Source organism: Rhizobium yanglingense, assembly GCF_977109285.1.
Map to the genome: position 1 here is coordinate 744,097 of NZ_CDSAWY010000005.1, position 20,046 is coordinate 764,142.

The window sequence follows — 20,046 nt, forward strand, 5'->3', positions numbered from 1 at the left end:
ACGAAGGTTGATAAGTGATCGAATGTCCGCGAAGATCAGCTTTTCGTGAAGATGTAATCCGTTTCCTGCCGCAGCACCTCGCCTGGGCGTAGCACCGCATTCGGAAAGCCCTCGTGATTGATCGCATCCGGCCAAACCTGCGTTTCGAGGCAGAAGCCGGCGAAGGGCCCGTATTTCCGCCCTCCGATGCCTGCGACCGCAACGTCGAGCTTGAAACCGGCATAGAACTGGATGCCCGGTTCGGTGGTTCTAACCTCCAGCGAGACACCGGAGTTGACGCTGCGTGCCAGTACGACGGAGCGCTTGGCCGTGCGTTCCGTCGAAAGGCAGAAATTGTGGTCGTAAAACGCCTGCTCGCCGTCTTCAAACCGCTTCATCGGGGCCATTTCGCGAAAGTCGAAAACCGTGCCTTCGACCTGTCGGATCTCGCCGGTCGGGATTTGTTTCTCGTCAGTCGGTAGATAATGATCGGCAGCGATCATGATATCGTGGCCGAGCGCATCTTCGCGGCCGTCGAGATTGAAGTACGCGTGCTGGCAAAGATTGGCGAGCGTCGGCTGGTCAGTGGTCGTCTCGTAGACGACCGAGAATTCGCCATGGCCATGCACACGGTAAGTCGCCTGGACCGTGCAGTTGCCTGGATAGCCTGCGCGACCGTCCGGGTCGACGATCTTCAAGACGACACGGTCGGCATCGTGCTCGACAATCGTCCAGTTGCGCTTGGCGATATTATCGCTGCCGCCGTGCAGATGCGAAACGCCCTTTTCATTGAGCTCGAGCTGATGGGCCTTGCCGTCGAGGGTAAACTTGCCACCGCCGATGCGGTTGGCGCAGCGGCCGGGCGTTGCACCAAAATAGGAGGAATGGGAGGGGTAGCTGGCAAAGTCGTCGAAGCCGAGCAGGAGAGGCGCATCATGGCCGTCGAGCCGGAGATCCTGGATGACTGCCCCCCAAGTCATGATCTTGGCTGTAAGGCCGCCGCCCTTGATCTCGACGCGATAGACGGTTTCGCCGTCTTTCGTCGTCCCGAAAACGTCCCGTTCGAGCTTTTCCGACATAGTTCGCCATCCCAAATCTGTGTTGGTTTCAGGCCCGCGAACCTGCCTCCATTTGTTGATGACCGCAACCGTCAAACACAAAAAAGAAACGCCGCCGCAACGAGATCAGCGGCGGCTGCAGTTCAGATTTTTGTACCGATTTCGTCGAGATTATAGGGCGTCGTCTGGTAAATTTCGTTGATCCAATTGCCAAAGAGCAGATGCGCATGGCTGCGCCAGCGGTTCTGCGGTGCGAGCGAGGGATCGTTATGCGGGAAATAATTATGCGGCATCTTGATCGGCACGCCGGCATTCACGTCGCGGAAATATTCGTCGGAAAGCGATGTGGAATCGTATTCCACATGATTGAACATGTAGAGCCGCTTGCCTTTTTTCTCGTGCACGAGACACACACCCATCTCGTCGGATTCCATGAGGACTTCGAGGCTTGAGGACTTGTCGATATCGGCGCGCCGGACCTCGGTCCAGCGCGAAACCGGCACTTCGAAATTATCGGAAAATCCATTGAGGTAGACGGATGAAGGCTTGAGGTTCTTATGGCGATAGACGCCGAACGCCTTTTCCTTCAGCTCGTATTTCGGAACCTTGTGGAAATGGTAGATCGCCGCCATTGCGCCCCAGCAGACATTCATGCTCGAATGAACGTTCGTCTCGGTCCAATCCAAGATCTTCTTCATCTCCGCCCAATAGGTCACGTCCTCGTAAGGCAGAGTTTCGATCGGTGCGCCAGTAATGATGAAGCCGTCGAACTTGCGATGCCTTACCTCCTCCCAGGTCTGGTAGAAAGCAAGCAGGTGGTCTTCGGATGTGTTCTTGGCCCTATGGTTGCCAATGCGGATCAGCGAGAGCTCCACCTGAAGCGGCGAAGCGCCCACAAGGCGCGCCATCTGCAACTCCGTCTTGACCTTGTTCGGCATGAGATTGAGAAGCCCGATCTGCAAAGGGCGGATATCCTGACGGATCGCCGCCGTTTCGGTCATCACCCGCACGCCCTCATGAACGAGGGTCTCGAAAGCGGGCAGAGTATCGGGGATCTTGATGGGCATTGCGGTCACTCAACAAAGCAAAAGGTACCGGCAAATAAAAAACCGGCGGCGAAAGAATCGCTACCGGTCCGCACGCGGCCCTTTAGCGACTTATTTAACGTGGCTGCAAGCCGGCCGGCCAAATCACCACGGAGAACACTAAATAGCGCCGGAGCCCACGCGAATCAATCGCAATTCTGAAGGGCGCGCGTTGAACCAAGGTAACTCACGCGTTAATGACTGGTAGAATCTGTTGATGGACAGGGCGCGTCACCATGTTAATCAAGCATCATCATGGTCCGCATGGAAGGACATAATGGCAGACGACGTCGAAGGCAGGCCGAGCATTCAAGGGCAGGATAGAGTAGGTTACGATCTGAGCCTCGGATACCGCCTGAAACTGATGTTTGCGGCATTCTGGGATTCCAAGGTCCGCGGAAAGATTCTGCTTCTCGCCTCGATCTTGCTCGCGGTGATCCTGGCGACGGCCTATGGCCAGGTCATTCTGAACCGCTGGAACGCACCGTTCTACGATTCCCTGCAGCGCCGCGACGTCGGCGAATTCTTCCATCAGCTCCAGGTCTTCGCGTTGATTGCCGGTTCGCTATTGCTCATGAACGTCGGCCAGGCGTGGCTCAACCAGATGACCGCGCTTTATATGCGCGAAGGGCTGACCCGCGACCTCGTGGATCACTGGCTGAAGCGCAAGCGTGCGCTGCGTCTCGCCTCAACCGGCCTCATCGGGGTCAACCCGGATCAGCGGCTGCATGAAGACGCCCGCAACCTTGCAGAAAGCACGACCGGCCTCACGCTCGGCCTCATCCAGTCGACAATCCTGCTCGTCAGTTTCATCGGCGTTCTCTGGGAGCTTTCGAGCGGCTTCGTCTTCCATTTTCGCACCTACGCCTTTGCCATTCCGGGCTATATGGTCTGGGCCGCGATCTTCTATGCGGCATCCGCCTCGATCCTCAGCCAGATCGTCGGCCGCAAGCTGGTGATCTTGAATGCCGACCGCTTCTCCAAGGAAGCGGAGCTGCGCTTTTCGCTGATGCATGCCAACGAGAACATGCCGGCGATTACCGTGGCCCGCGGCGAGGAAAACGAACGCCGGCGGATCAATGAGGATATCACTTCGGTACTTGCCATCCTGAAGCGGCTGACCATGGCTAGCACCAACCTCACCTGGGTTTCGGCCGGTTACGGCTGGCTGGTCATCGTCGTCCCGATCATCGTCGCGGCTCCCGCCTATTTTTCAGGCAGCCTGACCTTCGGCGAACTGATGATGTCCGTCGGCGCCTTCAACCAGGTGAATACCGCCCTGCGCTGGTATGTTGCCAATTTCACCGCGATCGCCGAGTGGCGCGCCACGCTGATGCGCGTGACCGATTTCCGCCATGCTTTGCACGGCATGGACGAACCCATCAATCCGAAGAATGCGATCACCTACGAGGATAACGCCGATACGCTGACCCTCAAGAATCTCATGATCGCCGCCAAGCTCGGCGAAGAGATCGATCTGTGCGGCGGCTTTGCCGTCCGCGAGACGGATGTCACGATCAGAGCCGGCGAGAAGGTGATGATCAACGGCGATCATAATGTGAACCGCAAGCTGCTGTTCCAGGCGCTTGCAGGCCTCTGGCCCTGCGGCAGCGGCAAGATAGGGCTGCCGCCCGCCGACGGCATGGTTTTCGTTCCAGAAGTGGCCTATGTGCCCGGTGGTACGCTGCGCGAAGCGCTGTCCTTCCCCGAACCGGTGGACACCTACAAGAGCGAGGACGTCGAAACAGCGCTCCAGAAAGCCGGCCTTAGCCACCTCATTGCGCGTCTCGATACGCGGGCCCGCTGGGATAAGATGCTCGACTCCGACGAGCAGAAGGGGATCGGCTTTGCCCGCTTGCTGCTGGCCCGGCCGCGCTGGATCATCTTCGACGAAGTGCTGGAAGGCCTTGAGCCGGAATGGCAATCGACCCTGATGGCGCTGCTGGCGACACTATCCGATTCCACCATGATTTATATCGGACGGTCCGAGACCTACCTCGAAACCTTCAATCCGCGCGAGTTGCATTTGCATCCACTGGCGGCGCAGATCGAGCAGTCGGCCTCCCCGGCAGCGGGAACTGGCACGGCACACGCACCTGCACCGGTCATTTGAACAGTCGCAGTACCATGCGTTCGAACCAAGGACGGAAAAGACCTGTGCGATCTGACATAGGGCGGAAGCCTTTCCTCGTCAGGACGGAACCTCAGCCCTCCAGCTCCTCGCGCAGCATTTCAAGCTCCAACCATTCTTCTTCCATTTTCGTCAGGTTGTCGCGCAGCTTTTCCATCTCCGCCGCAAGCCGGTTGAAGGTGGCGGTATCTTTGCTGAAGAGATCGGGATCGGCCATCTTTTCTTCGCGCCTGGCGATTTCAGCTTCTGCCTTGGCCATTTCCTTGGGCAGGGTTTCGAGCGCGAATTTCTGCTTGTAGGAGAGCTTGCCTTTGCCCTTGGAGGCATCTGCCACGGATGCAGCGGACTGAGCTTTCGGCTTCTCCGCGGCCTTTTCGACCTTCTTCCGCTCCTCCATTGCGCCCTTGCGCTGGGCAAGCATATCGGAATAGCCGCCGGCATATTCGATCCAGCGCCCATCAGGCGCGTCGGGGACGGCGGGCGCGATTGTCGAGGTCACCGTGCGATCGAGGAAGTCGCGGTCGTGGCTCACGAGGACAACTGTGCCCGGGAAGCCGGCGACGATTTCCTGCAGCAGGTCCAGCGTCTCGAGATCGAGGTCGTTGGTTGGTTCATCGAGGATCAGAAGGTTGGTTGGGCGCGCGAGGATGCGCGCCAGCATCAGCCGCGCGCGCTCGCCGCCTGACAGGTTCCTGATCGGCGTGCGCGACTGCTTCCGGCTGGAAGAGGAACTCCTTCATGTAGCCGGTGACGTGCCGTTGCTCCCCGTTCACCAGCAGATTCTCGCCGCGCCCGTCGGTCAGGTAGTGCGCGAGCGTATCCTCCAGATTGAGATCTTCGCGCTTCTGATCGAGCGTTGCAATCTCGAGATTGGTCCCGAGCTTCACCGTGCCGCCGTCCGGCGAAAGCTGTCCCGTCAGCATCTTCAGAATCGTCGTCTTGCCCGCGCCGTTTGGTCCGACCAGACCGATGCAATCGCCGCGATGGACGCGGATTGAGAACGGCGCAACAATTTGACGGTCATCGAAAGTCTTGGTGATCTTTTCCGCCTCGATCACCAGCTTGCCCGATTCCTGCGCATCGGACACCGCAGCCTGCACGGTCCCCTGCGGCCCCTTGTGGCCGCGATGCTGCGAGCGCATGGTCTGCAACTCGCCGAGGCGGCGCATGTTGCGCTTGCGCCGAGCGGTTACGCCATAGCGCAGCCAGTGCTCCTCGCGTTCAATCGCCTTGCCGAGCTTGTGCTGCTCCAGTTCTTCCGCCTCGAGTACCTGATCGCGCCAGGCTTCGAAATGGGCAAAGCCACGGTCGAGCCGCCGCGACATTCCCCGGTCGAGCCAGACGGTCGCCGTGGAGACCTTTTCGAGGAAACGGCGGTCGTGGGAAATCAGGACCAGCGCGCTGCGGCTCTTCTGGAGTTCGCCTTCCAGCCATTCAATGGTCGGAAGGTCGAGATGGTTCGTCGGCTCATCAAGTAGGAGAATATCCGGTTCAGGGGCCAGCACGCGGGCAAGCGCTGCGCGTCGCGCTTCGCCGCCGGAGAGGTTCTTCGGGTCCTCTTCGCCAGTGAGGCCGAGATGCGAGAGGAGGTAGGTCACGCGATAAGGGTCATCGCCCGGCCCAAGACCGGCTTCCGCATAAGCCTGCACCGTCTTGAAACCGGCGAAATCCGGCGCCTGCTCCAAATAGCGCACCGTCGAGGATGGATGGCGGAAAACCTCGCCCGATTGCGCTTCAACGATCCCGGCCGCAATCTTCAGCAGGGTCGATTTGCCCGACCCGTTACGGCCGACCAGACAGATCTTATCGCCCGGCTCGACCTGCAGGGCCGCGCCGGCCAAGAGAGGCGTTCCGCCGAAGCTTAGGAAGATATCGTCGAGTTTCAGGATGGGAGGGGCCAAAAATCAGACTCCGGAAAAATCATGAGGGCGGGCAAGGACGATCGCCCGGCCGCTGCCGAGCGTAAAACGAACCTTGCCTTCCGCGACATTGGAAATGGTACGCGAGGAGCCGAAGGGCAAATGAAAATTGATGAGCGGATACCGGGCATTCTCGATGTAAAGGCCATGCAGTTCGCTGAAGCCGGACACCGAAAACAGGCTGTTCCTTGGCAAATCGAGCTCAATTTTGCCAGCGAGAAGCGGCACGGCCTCCTCCGTTCCGGAGGTCAACAGAATGTCGAAATCCCTGTTCGGCAAGGCTGACGGCGTAAAGCAGGAGCTGCAGCGCGTGGTCCGAGCGCTCGCCACCGAGCGCACCGGCAAGGACAAGTCGCCGTGCGCCGCGCGCAATCGCCTCCGACACGGCGATTTCGCCATCCGTTGCGGCCTTGGCGGCTGGGTAGGGCTGTTTCGGGACATGCGGAAATGCGCCCTCCAGATCCGGCGGCGTGGAATCGAAGTCCCCGACCCAGAGCTCCGGCACCACGCCTAGCGCTGCTGCATGCCGCATACCGCCGTCGGCTGCGATGAAGCGGCTGCCTGAAACGGCAGAACGCAGGCGCTCGGTCAGGGCGAGTTCGCCGCCGAGCAGGATCGTGAAAGTGGATTGGCTCATGGCATTGCCCATAGCGCAAAGCAGGGGCCAAGGGAAAGGGGCTACAGTCAGCGCGCTTCGCCCTTGTCATAAAGCCTTCATGGCGATACATCTGCCAACGCTCTAACGGGGTGCCTGGATGTCCGCAAGGATGCCGGCTGAGAGGCATCGAGCCAACCCGCGGAACCTGATCCGGTTAACACCGGCGGAGGGATTAGACGCGTGACATTCGGCAACGCCCTTTTCCCAATCAAAAGAAACTCAAGGAGGAGGCGCGCCATGTCCGGCCGCACATCGATCATCTCTTCGCTGACCGCAGCATTTTTTGCCGCGACGCTCGGCTTGTCTGCCGCGCACGGCGCGGAAAAGACGCTCACCATATACACTTACGAAAGCTTCACGTCCGAATGGGGGCCTGGGCCGAAGGTCAAGGACGCTTTCGAGAAGACATGCGGCTGCACGGTCAATTTCGTCAGCGTCGCCGATGGCGTCGCCCTGCTTTCGCGCTTGAAGCTCGAGGGAGCTTCGACCAAGGCCGACGTCGTCCTCGGCATCGACACGAACCTCGTCACCGAAGCCAAGGAGACCGGCCTGTTCGACGCAAGTGGCGTCGATGTCGGCGCGCTGAAGGTGCCGGGCGGCTTCGTGGACGATGTCTTCGTTCCCTACGACTACGGTCACTTCGCGATCATCTACGATACACAAACGATCAAGGACCCGCCTCAGAGCATGAAGGATCTGGTCGAAGGTGATCCTTCGCAGAAGATCGTCATCGAAGATCCGCGAACCTCGACGCCGGGCCTCGGCCTGCTGCTCTGGGTCAAATCCATTTACGGCGACAAGGCGCCGGAAGCCTGGGGCAAACTCAAGAACCGCATCCTGACGGTCACGCCCGGCTGGTCCGAGGCCTATGGCCTGTTCACCAAGGGCGAGGCGCCGATGGTGCTGTCCTATACCACATCCCCTGCCTATCACATGGTGGCTGAGAATACCGATCGCTACCAGGCCGCAGCCTTCTCGGAAGGCCACTATATCCAGATCGAAGTCGCGGGCCTTTTGAAGAATGCGCCGGACAAGGATCTTGCCCGCGACTTCCTGAAGTTCATGATGACGCCCGGCTTCCAGGATACCATCCCGACGAACAACTGGATGATGCCCGTTTCCGCAACCTCAAAGCCGCTGCCGGATGCCTTTAGCAAGCTCGTCAATCCTGCCAAGACCTTTCTGATGAGCTCCGACGAGGTCGCCAGGAGCCGCAAGGCCTGGATCGACGAGTGGCTTGCGGCGATGAGCATGAACTGATGCTGCAGACCGCAGCCGAACGGCAGCGTGCATTGACCGGCGGGGCGATCAGCCTCGCCGCCGTCACGTTGTTTGTCGGCCTTGCAGCGGTCTCGTTGCTTTTTGCCGGAGGCGGCGCGGCCATCGCCGGCATTCTTTTCGATCCTTATATTCTGCGTGTGCTGCGCTTCACGCTGCTGCAGGCGCTGCTTTCGACCGCGCTTTCCATCGTCTTCGCGATTCCGGTCGCACGCGCGCTCGCTCGCCAGCCGCATTTTCTAGGGCGCATCTGGATCATCCGCCTGATGGCGGTTCCTATGGGGCCTGCCGGTTCTGATCGGCGCACTGGGCTTGATCGGGATATGGGGCAGGCAGGGGTTGTTGAACTCGCTTATGATGAAGATCGGGCTTGACGAACCGGTGAGCATCTATGGGTTGACCGGCATCCTTCTCGCCCATGTCTTCTTCAACCTGCCGCTTGCCTGCCGCCTGATGCTTGCAGGTCTCGAACGCGTGCCCGCCGAATACTGGCTGATGGCAAGCGGGCTGGGCATGCGGCCCCGCTCGGTCTTCCGCTTCATTGAGTGGCCGGCGATCCGCCCGCTCATTCCCGGGATAGCCGGATTGATCTTCATGCTCTGCGCCACCAGCTTCACGTTGGTGCTAACCCTCGGTGGCGGCCCGGCAGCAACCACGATCGAGGTCGCGATCTACCAGTCGCTCCGTTTCGATTTCGACCCAGGCCGCGCAATCGCGTTGTCGCTCCTGCAGATCGCGCTGACGGTGATGATCCTAGGCGCGATGGCACTTTTTCCGCCTGCCAGAGATGAGGGCCTGACCGAAGGCCAAGACATCAAGCGGCTTGATGGCAAAGGGCAATGTGCCAGATTGGCCGACAGTCTGCTCTTGCTGATCGCCGTGCTCTTCCTCGGCCTCCCGCTTGTGTCCATCATCGCCGCCGGGTTGCGCGCCGATCTCTTAAAGCTGCTGCAGCAGCCGATCTTCTGGCAGTCAGCCGGGATGAGCTTGGCGATCTCGCTTTCGGCCGCCCTGCTCTCGATCGTCCTTTCGATGGCCATGATTCGTGCCCGACATGCAATCTTATCGAAGCGGCGGCGCGGCGTTGCCGACAGGTCCTTTTTCACAGCCATGGGCGGTGCTTCATCGATGGTCCTGCTCGTGCCTCCAATCGTACTCGCAACCGGCTGGTTCATGGCACTGCGGCCTTTCGGCGATGCGACGCGCTTTGCAGCCGTGCTCGTCGTTCTCATCAATATGCTCATGGCACTTCCCTTTGTCATGCGCGTACTGGAGCCGGCCTATATTGTACATCAGCGCCGGACGCAGAAACTGGCCGCAAGCCTGGGTATTGCGCGCGCGGCTCGATTGAGATTGATCGATTGGCCGGGCCTGAAGAAGCCGCTGCTCACCGCCTTGTCGTTCGCCATGGCGCTCTCGCTCGGCGATCTCGGCGCCGTTGCTCTCTTCGGCTCTGAAGGTTTTGTCACATTGCCATGGCTCGTCTACAGCCGCATGGGCAGCTATCGGACGAACGATGCCGACGGCCTTGCGCTGATCCTCGGCATCATTTGCCTGCTGCTGACAATCGCCGGAACAGCGGGCCAGCCGAGACGGGAGAATGGCGATGGCGATCGCTGATCAAGACGAGATCGAAATGCAGGACGTGCGCTTGATGCTCGGCACGCACGCTTTCCATTTCGATTGCCGTGTGCCGGCCGGCCGGATAGTCGCGGTAAGCGGCCCTTCCGGCGCCGGGAAGTCAACATTTCTCAATCTGCTTGCCGGTTTTGAAAGACCCGACAGAGGCCGCATTCTGATGCACGGCGCCGATGTGACGGCCGCCTATCCGGCGGAACGTCCGGTCTCTGTCGTCTTCCAGGACAACAATCTTTTTGCCCATCTTGATATCTTCACCAATGTCGGCCTGGGGATCGATCCGGCGTTGAAGCTTGCCGCCGAAGACCGGAGAAAAATTTCCCACGCGCTTGAGAAGGTCGGCCTCGCCAATTTCGAACGGCGTATGCCCGCAACGCTTTCCGGTGGAGAGCGGCAGCGAGCCGCATTTGCGCGGGCGCTCGTGCGAAAGCGCGCCGTTCTGCTGCTGGATGAACCTTTTGCAGCGCTTGACCCAGGCTTGCGCGCAGGCATGGCCGAACTGCTGCTTGGTTTGCATAGGGAAACCGAAAACACGGTGATCATCGTTTCGCACGATCCCGACGAGGTGCGCCGGATCGCCGATTACGGTGTCTTTATCGATAAACGCGCGATCGTTCTTGCTGCGCCACTCACCGAGTATCTCGCGCGGGAAGATATGCCCGCGCTAAGGCGATTTCTGCACGGTTGACGAATCTCATACTGGCGATGGCACTTTCGCCACAATTTCATCCGAGCGAAAGATCGCCCTAACGACGCCACGCTTGCTAAAATACAACGGCGCTACAATTAAACAGAGTCTCGCTATGCAACCGATGCGGAAATCAGTTACAGCAATGACTTGTGTCTTCCCGCTGTGCAGTGCGAGAACCGGGATGGACGACTGTTGAACCCCGTTGGAAGCGGCCGGATCGGACATGCGGCAAACCGGCCGAAAAGCAAGATGACTCGGAGAGCCAGACTGGACAGCATGACGACGTGGAAACGCCCCGCGCCCTCCAGTAACGTGCTTTCTGCGCCATACCGGTGGAGCCGCCATGCGCTGCTTGTGTCTGCGGCCGCAGTCGCGCTCAATGGCTGCCAGTCGATTCTCGAGCAATCCTATCAGCCGACGGTCTCGCCCTCTGCCAGCCCGCAGATCGTCGATGAAGTGCAGAAGAACGATCCGCGTGCCGCCATGGGCGCGCGCGAACATCCGCGTATCGTTGCAAGCTACGGCGGCGAATACAAGGACGCCAAGACTGAACGCCTCGTTGCGCGCATTGCCGGTGCGCTAACGGCGGTTTCGGAAAATCCGAGCCAGTCCTACCGAATCACGATTTTGAATTCGCCGGCAATCAACGCTTTCGCGCTGCCGGGCGGCTATCTCTATGTGACCCGTGGTCTGCTGGCGCTTGCCAACGACGCTTCCGAAGTCGCGGCTGTTCTTTCGCATGAAATGGGTCACGTTACGGCCAACCACGGCATCGAACGCCAGAAGCGCGAAGAGGCGGAGGTCATCGCGAGCCGCGTCGTCGCCGAGGTTTTGTCGAGCGACATCGCCGGCAAGCAGGCGCTTGCCCGCGGCAAGCTGCGTCTCGCCGCCTTCTCGCGCCAGCAGGAACTGCAGGCCGATGTGATCGGCGTGCGCATGCTCGGTGAAGCGGGCTACGATCCTTACGCCGCCACTCGCTTCCTCGATTCCATGGCGGCCTATAGTCGCTTCATGTCCGCCGATCCCGAGGCCGACCAAAGCCTGGACTTCCTTTCGAGCCACCCGAACTCGGTGCAGCGTATCGAGCTTGCGCGCGATCACGCCCGCGCCTTCGGCCAGGAAGGGACGGTCGGAGACAAGGGTCGGGGCTATTATCTCGATGGGATCGACGGTCTTCTCTATGGTGACAGTCCGGAGGAAGGTTATGTTCGTGGCCAGACCTTTCTGCACGGTGGTCTCGGCATTCGCTTCGACGTGCCGCCGGATTTCAGCATCGACAATAAAGTCGAAGCCGTCATGGCAACCGGTCCGGGAGACGTGGCGATCCGCTTCGACGGGGTTGCCGACAACAACAACCAAAGCTTGACGAACTACATATCGAGCGGCTGGGTCACCGGCCTCGATCCTTCGACGATCCGGCCGATCACCGTCAACGGCATGGAAGCGGCAACGGCCCGTGCAACCGCGGATCGCTGGGATTTCGACGTGACCGTGGTGCGCAACAATTCGCAGATCTTCCGCTTCCTGACCGCCGTTCCAAAGGGCAGTGCCGTCCTGCAGCCGACAGCAGACGTGCTGCGCGCCAGCTTCCGCCGCATGACACCGCAGGAGGCGGCAACGCTGAAGCCTCTGAGGATCCGCGTCATCAGCGTCCGTCCCGGCGAAAACGTCGCAACGCTGGCGGCCCGCATGCTGGGCACGGATCGTAAGCTCGACCTCTTCAAACTGATCAATGCGCTGCCAACCGGCGGCACGGTCTCGCCCGGCGACCGCGTGAAAATCATTTCCGAATAAAAAGAACCCGGCTTTCGCCGGGCCAGTTTGTGCTGCTGGAAGTAAGAGCTTTAGGCGTGAGCCGCCATATGGGGATCCGCGCTGACAAGCGCGCTGCGCAACTTTTCCATGGCGCGGCTTTCGATCTGGCGAACGCGTTCCTTCGAAATTCCGAGATCGGCGCCGAGTTCCTCGAGCGTCGCACCTTCTTCGGCAAGGCGGCGTGCCGCAATGATCTTCATTTCGCGCTCATTGAGATGTTTCAGTGCCGATGTCAGCCAGATTCGGCGACGTTCGCCATCGATCATGTTGGAAACCTGCTCGTCCGGCAACGGATCGTCGCTGACAAGGAAATCCATCTTCTCCGCGCTGTCGGCATCGCCCGAAACCGAAGGCGCCTGTAGCGAGGCGTCATTGCCGGAAAGGCGCGCATCCATCGTCTGGACGTCGGCGAGGCTGACACCCAGGGCAGCCGCAATCTCCTGATGGATGGATTGAAGGGTGAGATGCGAGTCGCCTCTGGCAAGTTTGGCGCGCAGGCGACGCAGATTGAAGAAGAGAGCCTTTTGGGCGGAGCTCGTACCGCCGCGGACAATCGACCAGTTGCGCAGGATGTAATCCTGGATCGACGCACGAATCCACCAGCTTGCGTAGGTAGAGAAGCGCACCTCGCGCTCCGGCTCAAAGCGGGCGGCCGCTTCGAGGAGTCCGACATATCCTTCCTGGACAAGATCGCTCATCGGCAGACCGAAATTGCGAAACTTGCCCGCCATCGAGATGACGAGACGCATGTGAGCCATCGCGATCTGGTTGCGGGCACCGCGATCCTCATTGTCCTTCCAGCGAATAGCGAGATCATGTTCTTCTTCGCGAGCAAGATAGGGAGCCGCCATGGCGATTTTGATCATGCGCCGGTCTGCAGACATGTTCTTCATAATCGGTCTCCTAAAAATCAGGCCTCGTGCCCTTGAAAGAAACAATCAGGTTACTCCCGGACCAAAGCTGCCCGGATCAATCCAGCGTGTGAATGCATAAAGGCCCCGCTCCTGGATTTTTCAGGAGGAGGCCCTATCTCTTTGTCATATGCAGGTAAGGTTGGACCCGTTTCTTCAAGTTGCCGGCCTGGCAAATTGTGGAAGGCATGATCCGCTCCTCATCGAACGTTGACAGGAATGCGAACGTTCGATCAGGCAGATATTTCCCGATGCAATCCGCACGTACAGTGTCTAAACGCGGCTGACCGGAAAAAGTTCCACAAAAAAACCCGGCTCGCAGGCCGGGCTTTTTGTTAAGGAAAACAATGCAGTATTAAGCGGCTTCGTCCTGCGATTCGTCTTCTTCGATTGCCTTGCCGCGCTTCGGACCCTTGTTGAGATTCATCTCGACGAGACGGACAGCTTCGGTTTCCGACATCTTGTTCACTGCGGCGATTTCGCGCGCCATGCGATCGAGCGCCGCTTCATAGAGCTGACGCTCGGAATAGGATTGCTCGGGCTGATTTTCAGCGCGATAGAGGTCGCGAACGACTTCTGCGATGGAAATCAGGTCACCTGAGTTGATCTTGGCATCATATTCCTGCGCACGGCGGGACCACATGGTACGCTTGACACGTGCCTTACCCTGCACGACCTTCAGGGCGCGCTCGACGAAATCGGTTTCTGAGAGCTTGCGCATGCCGATGCTCATTGCCTTGGCAACCGGAACTTTCAAGCGCATCTTGTCCTTCTCGAAATCGATAACGAAAAGCTCGAGCTTCATGCCGGCGACTTCTTGCTCTTCGATAGCCGTGATGTTACCGACGCCGTGAGCGGGGTATACGATCGATTCACCGGTCTTGAAGCCATGGCGTGCTGCTGAAGGTTTTTTCTGCTGGGTCGTCATACTAATCAAAAACTCCCTGTTACGCGTCCGGCAGCGGCCGGCGCCGGGTCAGTCAGGCCCGGTTGAGACGGATCAGCTCCGTCGGGTGACTTCACTCTGGTCCCACCAGACAGAAGCAAAAGATTTCCTTGCGCGCGATCAATGATCGAACAGCTCAAGGCGTTGATATCTCACGGGGAACCGCGTACGGATTTCTTTTGCTTTCGTGATGGTTTTGGGCACGCTTCGTGCCTCAAATGGATCAGTGTGGCAAACCTATCATAAAAATATGAGGAAATCAATAATTTGCTTAACGTGAGTCATGTGGGCAACACATGGCACCCATATGAGTAGAGCATCTTATAAACGTTTACGCCCGCCTTCGACTCCGATTTCAGGGCCAGGCCGGCAAAATAATCATCAATCGCCGGAACCGGGTTTTTCGCTGAAGTACTTCTCGAACTTGCCGGCCTCTCCGTCCATTTCCTTGGCTTCCGCCATCGGTTCTTTTTTGACGGTGATGTTGGGCCAGCTGCTGGCATATTCCGCATTGATCTTGAGCCACTTGTCGAGCCCAGGCTCGGTATCCGGCTTGATGGCCTCGGCGGGACATTCCGGTTCGCAGACACCGCAGTCGATGCACTCATCCGGGTGGATGACGAGGAAATTTTCGCCCTCATAGAAGCAGTCGACAGGGCATACTTCCACGCAGTCGGTATATTTGCAGCGAATGCAATTGTCGGTCACGACATAGGTCATGAAGAACTCCAGGATTTTCACGCAAGCGGGGCCGGGCAACCTGGAACGTCGCGCCTTTCCCCTGGCCGGAGGACAGCGTGGACAGGCTTGGGAGGCAAGCACACTGTCCGGCAAGTTGACTGTCACGTATCGGCTTTGTGGTCGAATTTCAAGGATAAACGATCTGCCGATCAGGGCCGGATGGACAGAGTTTTCTAATCCTCGTCCGACATCAGCCTGTCGACTGCGCGCCGCTCCTTTTTCGTCGGCCGGCCGGCGCCCGCCGAACGGATGGCCTGCTCGTAGGGCGTGAGACGTTTTGTCTCACCCTGGGGCGGCGTGAGATCCTCGTAAAGTAGTTTTGCCTCTTCGAAGGGCCCGCGCCTCTCGCCTGATGCCTTCACGATCAGAACCACATCCCGGCGATCCCGCGTAAGCTCGACGCGGTCACCCGCCTTCACGGTCTGGCTGGGTTGTTGGACGCGCTCGCCATTGATGCGAACGTGGCCTGACTGGATGTGGCCTTGCGCCAGAGAGCGAGATTTCACCATGCGCGTGAAAAACAGCCACTTGTCGATGCGCTGACGCGAACCGCTTCCTGGCTGTGTCTCCCCGCTCATCGGCTACTTCTTCATCTGCTCCTTCAAGGCAGCGAGCTTTGCGAAAGGAGAATCCGGATCGATCGGCTTTTCCTTGCGCGGCGCCTTTGCCTCGAAGCGCAACGGCTGCGAGCCGTTGCGATTGTTGTTGCGGTCGTTGCGATCCTTGCGGTCGCCGCGATCCTGACGATCGCCCCGCTGCTCGTTGCGATCGCCCCGAGCCTGGTGCGGCTTGCCGCCGTCGCGGCTGCGTTCGTGGCGTTTGCCGTCGCGGCCTTCGCCACGATTGCCTTCTTGGCCTTCACCTCCGCCGTGGCGGCGGTTGCCCTGCTGCTGACGGTCACCGCCGCGGCGTTCCCCGGGACCGCGTGCTTGGCGATGGTTGTCGTTGCGTCCGCCAAGACGCCACAAAAGGACAGGTTTAGGTTCGACAGGTTCAGCGGCGTCAGCAGATTCAGCCGCGGATGCTTCGCTCGCCGCGGCCTCGACAGCAGGTTTTTCTTCTGCAGCCGGCGCCACGGAAGCAGCGTCTTCCGATGTGCTGTCGGCATCGTCATGATCGGCTTTCTCGGCGGCCTCTTCCCCAGAGGTTTCGGCTGCCGGGGCAGCGGAAGCATCGTGGGCAGCAAGATGAGTTGCTGCATCCTCGGCCGTCACTGCATCGGCGCGATAGCCGAGGCCCTTGAGGATCTCTTCCATGTCCTCCAGCGTCGCACCGAGGATCGAAAGCATCGCAGTGGTGGTCGTGAAGCGGCGGCCATCATAAGCGCCTTCCGGCCGGTTCGCCTGACCGGGCTTCCACTGCAGCAACGGACGGATGATATCCGCAAGCCGCTCGAGAATATCGATGCGAACGGCACGCTTGCCGAGAAAACGGAAGCCGGCGAGCTTATAGAACGTGCGCTCGAAGCCCGGATCGGTCACGACGGACGTGCGGCCGGCAGCCAGCACCGGAATGAGGTCGCCGTAGCCCGGTTTTTCGAGGCCGTCATTTTTCAAGGCCCAGAGCAGCGTGATGAGTTCAGCCGGAGCCGGCTTCAAAAGCGCAGGGACGAAAATGTGGTAGGCGCCGAAGCGAACACCATAACGGCGCATGGAAGCGCGCGCGTCCTGATCCAGCGACTTCACCTCTTCCGTCACATCGCGGCGGAAGAGCACGCCGAGATTTTCGACGAGCTGGAAGGCGAGGCCCTTGGCAAGGCCCTGTAGGTCTTCAGCACGCGAAAGATCATCGAGCGGCTTCAAAACCGTGCTGATATGGTGATTGACGAAGCGTTCGACGCGGGCTGCAACGTGCTCGCGCGCGTTGCCCGTCAGCTGTTCGTCGGCAAGCAGGATGACGCGAGGACGCATGACGTGCTCGCTGCCCGCAAGGCGCGCAACCGGATCGCCGATCCACCGGATGAGGCCGTCGGCGCTGATCGCCAGATCGCTGTTGCCTGCAGCATGGAGGCGCGCGGCGCGTGCCTCGAATTCCAGGGCAAGCGCCTTTTGCGATGCCGTTTGGATCGCCTTGGCGTCCGATCCGTCGGCACCCGAAATTGGGGTAAACCGGAACCCGGACAACTGCCCCACATGATGTCCTTCAACAAAGACATCGCCATTCACACTGATTTCAGCTTCCAGCATCGCATTCTCTCTCAGGCGCTTCATGAGCACAGATGTCCTGCGATCAACAAAGCGTTTCGTCAACCTTTCATGTAACGCATCGGACAATCGATCCTCGATTTCCCGCGTCTTTTCCTGCCAGTGTGTCGGATCGGCAAGCCATCCGGGCCGATTCGACACATAAGTCCATGTTCTTATCTGCGCGATTCGCGCCGAAAGCGTGTCAATTTCGCCATCCGTGCGATCGGCTCTCTGCACCTGCTCTGCAAGAAACTGCTCGTTCACCGTGCCATAGCGCACAAGATCGGAAAAGAGCGTCGAGATCAGGTCAGCATGCTGTGCAGGGGTGATACGCCGATAATCAGGCAGCGCGCAAGTTTCCCAAAGCTTCTCCACGCGCTGCGGATTTGTGGCCAGATCTATGATTTCCGGATAGCGCGTCAGATGTTCAAGCGCTTGCTGGTCGACGGCGGGCAAAGCCCGCGTCAAACCTTCAGCGCTCGGCGGACGTTCGAGACTCGCCCGCAATGATTGTATCGACGAGAAATCAAGCTCTTTCGTGCGCCACTGCAAGACCCTGACATTGTCGAATTCGTGCGCTTCTATCCGCTGCGCCAATTCCTCATCGAACGGCTGCACTTGGCCGGTTACCCCGAATGTACCGTCACGCACGTGGCGGCCGGCACGTCCGGCAACCTGGCCGAGTTCGGCAGGATTGAGATTGCGGAACTGATAGCCGTCGAACTTGCGGTCCTGCGCGAACGCCACGTGATCGACATCGAGATTGAGGCCCATGCCGATCGCATCGGTTGCGACGAGATATTCAACATCGCCGGCCTGATAGAGCGCAACTTGAGAATTTCGGGTGCGGGGACTGAGGGCACCGAGAACAACCGCAGCACCCCCTCGCTGGCGGCGGATCAATTCGGCAATGGCGTAGACCTCATCTGCCGAAAAGGCGACGATCACCGAGCGCTGAGGAAGACGGGTGATCTTCTTTTGACCCGCGTAGAAGAGGTGCGAAAGCCGCGGCCTCTCAACGACCGTGATGCCCGGCAGGAGTTGCTGCAGGATCGGCCGCATCGTGTCGGCGCCTAGAAGCAACGTTTCGTCGCGACCTCGCAAATGTAAAATACGGTCGGTGAAGATGTGGCCGCGCTCAAGGTCGCCTGCAAGCTGGACCTCATCGATCGCGACAAAGGCGGCCTTGGTTTCGCGCGGCATGGCTTCGACCGTGCAAACCGAAAAGCGCGCAGTCGGCGGCGAGATCTTCTCCTCGCCGGTCACGAGGGCGACATTCTGCACTCCCACCTTTTCGACGACGCGCGTATAGACTTCACGTGCCAGCAAACGCAGCGGCAGGCCGATCACGCCGGTGCCGTGGGCTACCATACGCTCGATGGCGTAATGGGTCTTGCCCGTATTGGTGGGGCCGAGCACCGCGGTCACGCCGCGCCCGCTCAGTATCATGGGCTGCGATGTCAGTGTCATTGTCCATGCAAGTGAGGCCGGGAGCCTCGAGGTCAAGTGCGCTCCGTTCCCGAAGCAGACAACACATGGACAGCCGGCCGGCTAAACGCAAGAGCCGTCTTCTAGAATCAGCTGCAAACTTGATTCAGGAAATGCCGCTAAGTGACTGTTTTAAGATTCGGAACAGCGTGAGAACGAATCAGCGACGAATTGGTGACTCGCGGTGATTCAGCTTTTGTTCACGGCTAAGTATTGGTTTTGAATCAGTTTTTCCTACTAGATGCTGAATCGGCATCAGGCGCTGGATAGCTCGAAATGCCGCTCGGGTTAACGTTGTTTGCCGAGAGCGAACATGGACGAGAAACAGCTGGAAAAACTGCCCGGAATTGATGCTGCGACCGAAGCCGGTCCGATCGGCGGCGAATCGCAACCGCAACGTTTGCGTCCGGTTTCGGAAGCCGGATTCATGTTCGACTAACGCTCCACGCGATCGCATTAACATTTCGATCAAATCCGGAACGAATCGCTGACGAATCAGCGACATCGCGATTTTCCCGGTTCGTTCACCGCAACATATTGTATTGAAATCAAATTTTAACCATAGAACCACCACGAAGCGTTGGTCGCTCGGCACTGACATCGGCGGTCCTTTTAACGATTGTCGCTTCTCTTGATCACCGTTCTCGATCCGTCCTTAAGCAGAAAACCCGCGCCGTTTGCATATTGCGGAGCTTAGCCGGGAACAAAAATCGCGGATGCGTGTTTATTGTCCATTCGGACTCACGATGAGTTGAAGGAATCGCAACATGCTCGGAACGATACTTCTCATTATCCTTATTCTGCTTTTGATTGGTGCTCTCCCGAATTGGGGATACAGCCGTGGTTGGGGCTATGGACCTTCGGGGGGGTTGGGGCTAGTTCTCATCATCATAATTATCCTTGTCTTAATGGGCCGGATTTAACAATGGGCCGGATTTAACGGCTAGTTAACTGGGAGTGAAAGCCATGATGAAAAAAATTGCGATTGTAGCCGCCCTTGTAGGCGCCCTTGTATCCTGCACGCCGACGGAAAGAGGCACGGCCATCGGCGCTGGTACCGGCGCAATCATTGGCGGTGCTGTTAGCGACAGCTGGGGCGGCGCTGCAGTCGGTGCAGTTGCTGGCGGCCTTGCAGGTGCTCTTATCGGCCAGTCTGTGGAACGCCGCGGCTACTGCGTCTATCGCGACCGCTACGGCCGCCGCTACGAAGCACGCTGCCCGCGCCGTTACTAAGTATTGCCGTTCAAATGAATGCAAACGGGCGCTCGGCGCCCGTTTTTTGTTGCGTGTCGTCAACCCCATGTTGACGATCGGTCGCGAAATTCAAATCTACTCCACCATAGGGATGAGGCGCATAATCCTTCCTAACACGGCAACGATTGCCGTTCAGGCAAGGAATGCTTCCATGGTTCAGATCATTTTGAATGCCGCTGCCGCCGTCCTTGTTGCGGCAGCGCTTCTCACGACAGCCTCTGCTGCGCTTTGCGGCGGCGACAGCCGTACGCAAAGAGTACCAGTCAGG

At 59.1% G+C, this 20,046-nt stretch carries 15 protein-coding genes, 3 pseudogenes and 2 riboswitches; of the genes and pseudogenes, 8 read left to right on the forward strand and 10 right to left on the reverse strand.

The window, feature by feature from the left end:
* Positions 1-35: 35 nt before the first annotated feature.
* Both ACW4PC_RS13290 and metA read right to left on the reverse strand, forming a co-directional pair.
* Complete coding sequence (locus ACW4PC_RS13290; protein ID WP_455874104.1) at positions 36-1,058, reverse strand: aldose epimerase family protein; 1,023 nt, start codon at positions 1,056-1,058, stop codon at positions 36-38.
* Between the two features lie 122 nt (positions 1,059-1,180).
* The gene (gene metA / locus ACW4PC_RS13295) at positions 1,181-2,104 is read right to left on the reverse strand and encodes a homoserine O-acetyltransferase MetA (RefSeq protein WP_455874105.1); all 924 of its coding nucleotides are present in this window, start codon (positions 2,102-2,104) and stop codon (positions 1,181-1,183) included.
* A gap of 62 nt (positions 2,105-2,166) precedes the next feature.
* Positions 2,167-2,244, reverse strand: a riboswitch (SAM riboswitch).
* Between the two features lie 155 nt (positions 2,245-2,399).
* On the opposite strand from metA, the gene ACW4PC_RS13300 reads away from it, so the two are divergent.
* Positions 2,400-4,235 carry an ABC transporter ATP-binding protein/permease gene (locus ACW4PC_RS13300; protein WP_455874106.1) on the forward strand — a complete coding sequence of 612 codons (1,836 nt, stop codon included), beginning with the start codon at positions 2,400-2,402 and terminating at the stop codon, positions 4,233-4,235.
* 91 nt (positions 4,236-4,326) lie between these two features.
* Here ACW4PC_RS13300 and ACW4PC_RS13305 read toward each other — a convergent pair.
* Both ACW4PC_RS13305 and ACW4PC_RS13310 read right to left on the reverse strand, forming a co-directional pair.
* Positions 4,327-6,154: pseudogene (locus tag ACW4PC_RS13305) on the reverse strand (ABC-F family ATP-binding cassette domain-containing protein).
* A 3-nt stretch (positions 6,155-6,157) separates the two neighbouring features.
* Positions 6,158-6,809, reverse strand: a pseudogene (locus ACW4PC_RS13310) (thiamine diphosphokinase).
* Positions 6,810-6,905: 96 nt separating this feature from the next.
* A riboswitch (TPP riboswitch) is annotated at positions 6,906-7,019 on the forward strand.
* Between the two features lie 48 nt (positions 7,020-7,067).
* On the opposite strand from ACW4PC_RS13310, the gene thiB reads away from it, so the two are divergent.
* The 4 genes and pseudogenes from thiB (at position 7,068) to ACW4PC_RS13330 (ending at position 12,231) form a co-directional block, all read left to right on the forward strand.
* Entirely contained in the window at positions 7,068-8,090 is a 1,023-nt protein-coding gene (gene thiB / locus ACW4PC_RS13315) for a thiamine ABC transporter substrate binding subunit (RefSeq protein ID WP_455874107.1), read from the forward strand.
* Positions 8,090-9,728 (forward strand): annotated as a pseudogene (gene thiP / locus ACW4PC_RS13320) (thiamine/thiamine pyrophosphate ABC transporter permease ThiP). Before thiB ends, thiP begins: the two are co-directional and overlap by 1 nt.
* A complete protein-coding gene (locus ACW4PC_RS13325) occupies positions 9,715-10,434 on the forward strand; it encodes a thiamine ABC transporter ATP-binding protein (protein ID WP_455874108.1) in 720 nt (239 codons plus the stop codon). Before thiP ends, ACW4PC_RS13325 begins: the two are co-directional and overlap by 14 nt.
* A 252-nt stretch (positions 10,435-10,686) precedes the next feature.
* Positions 10,687-12,231, forward strand: a complete 1,545-nt coding sequence (locus ACW4PC_RS13330; RefSeq protein ID WP_455874109.1) for a M48 family metalloprotease — start codon at positions 10,687-10,689, stop codon at positions 12,229-12,231.
* A 50-nt stretch (positions 12,232-12,281) separates the two neighbouring features.
* Here the strand turns inward: ACW4PC_RS13330 and ACW4PC_RS13335 are convergent, their stop codons facing one another.
* The 5 genes from ACW4PC_RS13335 to ACW4PC_RS13355 all read right to left on the reverse strand — a co-directional run bounded on the left by ACW4PC_RS13335 (position 12,282) and on the right by ACW4PC_RS13355 (position 18,506).
* On the reverse strand, positions 12,282-13,145 hold the full coding sequence (locus ACW4PC_RS13335; protein ID WP_022717472.1) for an RNA polymerase factor sigma-32: 864 nt from the start codon (positions 13,143-13,145) through the stop codon (positions 12,282-12,284).
* Between the two features lie 373 nt (positions 13,146-13,518).
* Positions 13,519-14,091 carry a CarD family transcriptional regulator gene (locus tag ACW4PC_RS13340; RefSeq protein ID WP_455874110.1) on the reverse strand — a complete coding sequence of 191 codons (573 nt, stop codon included), beginning with the start codon at positions 14,089-14,091 and terminating at the stop codon, positions 13,519-13,521.
* A 399-nt stretch (positions 14,092-14,490) separates the two neighbouring features.
* Positions 14,491-14,829, reverse strand: coding sequence for a ferredoxin FdxA (gene fdxA / locus ACW4PC_RS13345; protein WP_028739996.1), 339 nt, complete (start codon positions 14,827-14,829; stop codon positions 14,491-14,493).
* A 194-nt stretch (positions 14,830-15,023) separates the two neighbouring features.
* A complete protein-coding gene (locus ACW4PC_RS13350) occupies positions 15,024-15,428 on the reverse strand; it encodes an RNA-binding S4 domain-containing protein (protein WP_455874111.1) in 405 nt (134 codons plus the stop codon).
* Positions 15,429-15,431: 3 nt separating this feature from the next.
* Positions 15,432-18,506 (reverse strand): helicase-related protein, encoded by a 3,075-nt coding sequence (locus ACW4PC_RS13355; RefSeq protein WP_455874112.1) that lies wholly within the window; start codon positions 18,504-18,506, stop codon positions 15,432-15,434.
* Between the two features lie 331 nt (positions 18,507-18,837).
* Here ACW4PC_RS13355 and ACW4PC_RS13360 point away from each other — a divergent pair, with 331 nt between their 5' ends.
* From ACW4PC_RS13360 to ACW4PC_RS13370, 3 genes are all read left to right on the forward strand, one after another.
* Positions 18,838-18,963, forward strand: a complete 126-nt coding sequence (locus ACW4PC_RS13360; RefSeq protein WP_455874113.1) for a hypothetical protein — start codon at positions 18,838-18,840, stop codon at positions 18,961-18,963.
* Between the two features lie 328 nt (positions 18,964-19,291).
* On the forward strand, positions 19,292-19,447 hold the full coding sequence (locus ACW4PC_RS13365) for a DUF3309 family protein (RefSeq protein WP_022717477.1): 156 nt from the start codon (positions 19,292-19,294) through the stop codon (positions 19,445-19,447).
* Positions 19,448-19,490: 43 nt separating this feature from the next.
* Positions 19,491-19,757 (forward strand): YMGG-like glycine zipper-containing protein, encoded by a 267-nt coding sequence (locus ACW4PC_RS13370; protein ID WP_455874114.1) that lies wholly within the window; start codon positions 19,491-19,493, stop codon positions 19,755-19,757.
* 10 nt (positions 19,758-19,767) lie between these two features.
* Here ACW4PC_RS13370 and ACW4PC_RS13375 read toward each other — a convergent pair whose 3' ends face one another.
* A complete protein-coding gene (locus ACW4PC_RS13375; RefSeq protein WP_455874115.1) occupies positions 19,768-20,031 on the reverse strand; it encodes a hypothetical protein in 264 nt (87 codons plus the stop codon).
* Between the last annotated feature and the right edge of the window lie 15 nt (positions 20,032-20,046).

Bases quoted from the DNA above. Each gene is read 5' to 3' on its own strand.
- ACW4PC_RS13290 (WP_455874104.1), bottom strand. From the start codon at position 1,058: ATGTCGGAAAAGCTCGAACGGGACGTTTTCGGGACGACGAAAGACGGC.
- metA (WP_455874105.1), bottom strand. From the start codon at position 2,104: ATGCCCATCAAGATCCCCGATACTCTGCCCGCTTTCGAGACCCTCGTT.
- ACW4PC_RS13300 (WP_455874106.1), top strand. From the start codon at position 2,400: ATGGCAGACGACGTCGAAGGCAGGCCGAGCATTCAAGGGCAGGATAGA.
- thiB (WP_455874107.1), top strand. From the start codon at position 7,068: ATGTCCGGCCGCACATCGATCATCTCTTCGCTGACCGCAGCATTTTTT.
- ACW4PC_RS13325 (WP_455874108.1), top strand. From the start codon at position 9,715: ATGGCGATCGCTGATCAAGACGAGATCGAAATGCAGGACGTGCGCTTG.
- ACW4PC_RS13330 (WP_455874109.1), top strand. From the start codon at position 10,687: ATGACTCGGAGAGCCAGACTGGACAGCATGACGACGTGGAAACGCCCC.
- ACW4PC_RS13335 (WP_022717472.1), bottom strand. From the start codon at position 13,145: ATGAAGAACATGTCTGCAGACCGGCGCATGATCAAAATCGCCATGGCG.
- ACW4PC_RS13340 (WP_455874110.1), bottom strand. From the start codon at position 14,091: ATGACGACCCAGCAGAAAAAACCTTCAGCAGCACGCCATGGCTTCAAG.
- fdxA (WP_028739996.1), bottom strand. From the start codon at position 14,829: ATGACCTATGTCGTGACCGACAATTGCATTCGCTGCAAATATACCGAC.
- ACW4PC_RS13350 (WP_455874111.1), bottom strand. From the start codon at position 15,428: ATGAGCGGGGAGACACAGCCAGGAAGCGGTTCGCGTCAGCGCATCGAC.
- ACW4PC_RS13355 (WP_455874112.1), bottom strand. From the start codon at position 18,506: ATGACACTGACATCGCAGCCCATGATACTGAGCGGGCGCGGCGTGACC.
- ACW4PC_RS13360 (WP_455874113.1), top strand. From the start codon at position 18,838: ATGGACGAGAAACAGCTGGAAAAACTGCCCGGAATTGATGCTGCGACC.
- ACW4PC_RS13365 (WP_022717477.1), top strand. From the start codon at position 19,292: ATGCTCGGAACGATACTTCTCATTATCCTTATTCTGCTTTTGATTGGT.
- ACW4PC_RS13370 (WP_455874114.1), top strand. From the start codon at position 19,491: ATGATGAAAAAAATTGCGATTGTAGCCGCCCTTGTAGGCGCCCTTGTA.